Annotated in this window: 1 protein-coding gene and 1 other RNA gene; both read right to left on the bottom strand. The window is 48.4% G+C overall.

Annotated features, from left to right (window positions below):
• Positions 1-344: a transfer-messenger RNA gene (ssrA, locus tag B2Y11_RS02620) on the bottom strand.
• A gap of 252 nt (positions 345-596) precedes the next feature.
• Positions 597-1,583, bottom strand: a complete 987-nt coding sequence (locus B2Y11_RS02615) for a diaminopimelate dehydrogenase (protein ID WP_291055844.1) — start codon at positions 1,581-1,583, stop codon at positions 597-599.
• Between the last annotated feature and the right edge of the window lie 320 nt (positions 1,584-1,903).

Here is a 1,903-nt window from a genome sequence, read left to right as displayed (position 1 = left end):
TGGTGGAGATGAGGGGAGTCGAACCCCTGTCCAAAAAGCCTGTCCCATAAAATTCTCCGAGTGCAGTTACTGTTTGAGATTTAAGCAAAGTATCGTACAGGAACAAACTGCCTTTGCCGATTTCGGAATTGGTTTCCCTTTGAAGTCCCGAACCTCCTTCTCCGGTATCCTATTGGTTGATGTCAGCCTGAAGTCATAGGAAAACGTCAGGGGACATTAGCAGATTAGGCTGCTAATGCAAAATCACGTTTTGCGTTTAAGTTTTTCCACCGTTTAACGGGGTAGATGGAATCCCGACTCGCTGTTTATGATCCAGAATCTCCTGTCGAAACCGGTACATCCCCAGATGATTCAACTCATTATATAGTAAATAGCCGGAAATGTCAAAATATGGGAATCATGACAGGCAAAATGGATAAACCACTTCCCATCCCCTGCATCCGGGCTCCAAAAAAAGCAAAGGGGATGGTTTATTTCCTTTTTTGCCTTTTTTGCCTTTTTTGAAATCTATTTCCGGAAAGGGATGGTCAATGGGTTATCGAATTTCATTCTTAAATTTTTATTGCAAGGAATGAGGCGATACGACCGGCACTTTTTTAAAGTACGTGAGCCCGAAGTTCCTCGCCGGAGAGCGGGGAAAGGTAGGCCGGCGGCACGTCAAATACGGTGAAGCAGCCTGTTTTTCCTTCTTCTACGAAGCGGTGAAGGGCTCTTGCGTAGGCGAGAACCACATGGGTGGTGAATTCAGGGTTGGAATCCAGGGTCAGCCGGTATTCCATGACGTGGCTGTTTTCCTTATGGGCTCCTGTCCTTCCGCTGCGGAATACGAAGCCTCCGTGGGCGAGACCGCCGTGATTTTTCTTCAGTTCTTCTTCGGAAATGAAATGAATGGTGGTGTCATAGTCTGCAAAGTAGTTGGGCATGGTTTTGATGGCGTTTTCAATGGCTCCTCTGTCGGCCCCTTCTTCTGCCACCACATAGCATTCCCTGGTATGCATATCCCTGGTGGTAAGCACAGGATTTTCCCCATTTCTTACGGCTTCCAGAGCGCTTTCCACGGGGCAGGTATACTGTTTCCCGTCCCTGACTCCCGGTACGCGGCGGATGGCGTCAGAATGGCCCTGGGAAACGCCCCTGCCCCAGAAGGTGTAGTCTTTGCCATCAGGCAGAATGACATGGCCAAAGAGACGGGCCAGGGAGAAAAGGCCCGGATCCCAGCCTACGGAAATCATGGCAGCCTTCCCATGAGCCTTTGCCGCTTCATCTACCTTATCAAAATGCCGTGGAATATGGGCATGGGTGTCAAAGGTATCAATGACGTTGAACATAGCCGCATAGGCCGGTGTCTGCTCCGGCAGATCGGTGGCAGAACCTCCTGCCAGCACCAGTACGTCCACCTTATCCTTCCACTGTTCCGCTTCATCCGCGGAAACCACAGGCACGCCGGGCGTATTGATTTTCACGTCCACCGGATTTCTTCTGGTAAATACCACTGCCAGTTCCATATCCCGATTGTCTGCCAGTGCGCTTTCCACACCTCTGCCAATATTGCCATAACCCATAATACCGATTCTGATTGCCATGATGAAACTCCTTTCCCTGTTTATGAAATATATTGAAATTTATTGATTTATTCTATTATACTCTAATTGCATAGCATTGGTAAACCTCTTTGCAAATTTAGCATAGTATATTTCAAGTCATGGATGGTTTCCTACTCGGCATGACAATATTGGTATTCATAACAACAGGAAACTGTTTGCAAAAGGTTTCCTATTGAGGTGACACGCTGTGGTGTTTCTTACCGACAGGAAACTGCTTGCGAAGGGTTCCCTCCCCGACGCGACACCACTGGTATTCATCACGGCAGGAAACTTTCGCCGGGAGATTTCTCGACTCCGCT

The sequence above is a fragment of the Dialister sp. UBA1703 genome (genome assembly GCA_002320515.1).
In the GTDB taxonomy this organism is placed as follows: Bacteria; Bacillota; Negativicutes; order Veillonellales; family Dialisteraceae; genus Dialister.
Note: the sequence above shows the minus strand (reverse complement) of the source record. Positions and strands in the feature narration are given on the sequence as shown.